Origin of the sequence: Kitasatospora sp. NPDC007106, assembly GCF_040634455.1 — a bacterium.
Lineage (GTDB): Bacteria > Actinomycetota > Actinomycetes > Streptomycetales > Streptomycetaceae > Kitasatospora > Kitasatospora arboriphila.
This window is the reverse complement of the sequence record NZ_JBEYFP010000860.1, coordinates 1-2,395: the sequence shown is the minus strand read 5'-3', so window position 1 is coordinate 2,395 and position 2,395 is coordinate 1. Positions and strand designations below refer to the sequence as shown.

Annotated in this window: 2 protein-coding genes; both read right to left on the bottom strand. The window is 71.0% G+C overall.

Going from position 1 to position 2,395, the window contains the following annotated elements:
* Window positions 1-66 precede the first annotated feature (66 nt).
* Window positions 67-1,008, bottom strand: a complete 942-nt coding sequence (locus ABZ641_RS33320; protein ID WP_359987957.1) for an extracellular solute-binding protein — start codon at window positions 1,006-1,008, stop codon at window positions 67-69.
* A 277-nt stretch (window positions 1,009-1,285) separates the two neighbouring features.
* Window positions 1,286-2,260, bottom strand: coding sequence for a LacI family DNA-binding transcriptional regulator (locus tag ABZ641_RS33315; protein WP_344622207.1), 975 nt, complete (start codon window positions 2,258-2,260; stop codon window positions 1,286-1,288).
* Window positions 2,261-2,395 lie beyond the last annotated feature (135 nt).

The following is a 2,395-nucleotide window of genomic DNA, read 5'->3' as shown; positions in this document are numbered from 1 at the left end:
GTATATCACCCTTATCTAAACATATTCAAAAACACTATTTCCCAAACCCACTTTCTACAGAACTCCCTACTTCCATTTGGTCTTCGTGGAGCCCGCCCACTTGCCGGCGGTCGCCCCGGCGTTGTCCCGGATGGTGCTGTAGCCCCACGCGGCGCTGATCCAGGTGGCGACCTCCCCGGTGTTCCACGCCTTGTACAGGGCCGGGGAGAAGCCCTGGAGGTCGGTGGCGACGAGCTTGTCGTCGATCATCCGCTGCCAGTAGTCGGCCACCTCCCGGCTCTCGGGCCGGTCGACGGTGACCTTCCAGGTGTCGGCGTCGCGCTGGAACATCGTGGCCCTGTTCTGCCACAGCAGGCCGGTGAACCAGTTCGGGTCGGTCTGCGAGAAGTGGGTGATGAACCGGCCCTTGCCGGAGGCCTTGAGGGTGCGGGCCGCCGCCTCGTACTCCTGCCAGGTGGTGGGGGCGGCGAGGCCGAGCTGGTCGAAGATGTCCTTGCGGTAGAACAGCGCCATCGGGCCGGTGTCCTGCGGGACGGCCCACACGCCGTCCTCGCCCTTGCCGCCGAAGTCGACCTGGGACCAGGTCCAGTCGGCGAAGGAGCTCTCGGCCTGCCGCACCCCCGGGCAGGCGGAGATGTCGTGCAGGCCGTCCTTGAGGCGGAAGCTCGCCAGCGCGTCGTACTCGATCTGGCCGAGGTCGGGGGCCTTGCCCGCCTTCACGGCGTTGGACAGGTTCTGGTACGTGCCCGCGTTGCCGGCCGGCACCGTCTTCACCGTGACCTGGACGTCGGGGTTCCGGCTGTTCCACAGCGCCACCGCCTTGTCCATGCCGGGCACCCAGGACCAGTACTCGAGCGAGACCTTCCCGGACGCGGGCCGGCACTGCGCGGCATCGGCACCGTCGGAGCCGGCGCCGCCCCCGCCGCATCCCGTCAGCACGGTGAGGGCCAGGACCGCGCCGCAGGCGCCTGCGCGTCTGGACCGGGGGAATCGACGGTGGATCGCCATGGGGGTGCTCCTTGGGGCCGAGGGTCGGGAACCACAGGGCGGAAACCTACCGAGCACGATTCGGAGCAAGTCAAGGGTATCGACGAAGAAAGTTACACTCCCGCGGCCGGACGACCTCTGCCGCCAGCCACCATTCAAGGCTTCTACCTGCATAGATGCTGCCCCGTCCGCCGGATCGAGCGGCGCAAGAACATCGCGTAATCGATTACGCAAACTGCCTCCGACGGGCGCGGCACGGCCGTCGTGACACACCGGTGGGACCGCCCTGCGCCTGCGGTCAGACGGACTCGCGGGCGACGAACTCGGCCTTGACCCGCACCGTCCTGGGCACGGTCCGCCCGTCGATCCGCTCCCGCAGCAGTCGGGCAGCGGCCTCCCCCGCGGCCTGCGCGGGATAGCGGATCGTGGTCAGGCGCGGACGGACGAGGGAGGCGAACACGGCGTCGTCGTAGCCCACCAGCGCGACGTCGCCCGGGATGCGGACGTCGAGCTCCTCGGCCCGGTCCATGGCGCCCACCGCGATCACGTCGTTCGCGCAGAACACGGCGTCGGGGGGATGCCTGCGGCTCATCAGTTCGCCGAAGCCCTCGGCCCCCGCCGCACGGGTGTGCTCGCCGCGCACCACCAGGCCGTGCGGCAACTCCGTGCCGAACTGGCGGGCCAGTTCGCGCAGCAGCTCCAGGCGCGGATCGCCGCCGGTCGCGTCCCGCGGTCCCGCGATCATGGCGATCCGCCGGCGCCCGGCATCCGTCACCGCCTGCAGGGCCGCCCGCATCGCCGAACGCGCCTCGGGCGCCACGCGGTCCACCTGCCCGAGCCGGATGTCCGCGCTCACCACCACCGGCACCCCGGCCCGCTCCAGCAGTTCCAGGTCCTTCGCCGTCAACCGGAACGGCGTGATGACCACGCCCGCGAACTGCTGTTGCGCGGCCTCGCGGACGAAGGCCAGCTCCTCACTGCGGTCCGCCCGCGTGTTGCAGACGACGACGTGCAGCCCGAGGTCCCGCAGCCGCTCCTGCAGGGCGGCGGCGAACTGCGCGTAGAAGGGGTTGGCGAGATCGGGCACCACCAGGCCGACCAGGCTCGACCGGCCGGTCCGCAGGCTGCGGGCCGTGGTGTTCGGGGTGAACCCGAGCTCCCGGATCGCGGCCTCGACGGCCGCGCGGGTGTCCGGCCGCACCGGGCGCTTGCCGGACAGCACGTACGAGACGGTCGCCACCGAAACCCCGGCCGCCTCGGCAACATCAGCCATGGTGACCCGCTCCACCGAACCTCTTCCCACCTGTCGTCCGAGCCTGCTCGAGGGCAGGCTACCGGCCGCCGCCGCCGACCGGTCGGGCAGCACATCGGCGGCGACCGGCCGGCCACGCGGGCGCGGCCCCGCCCG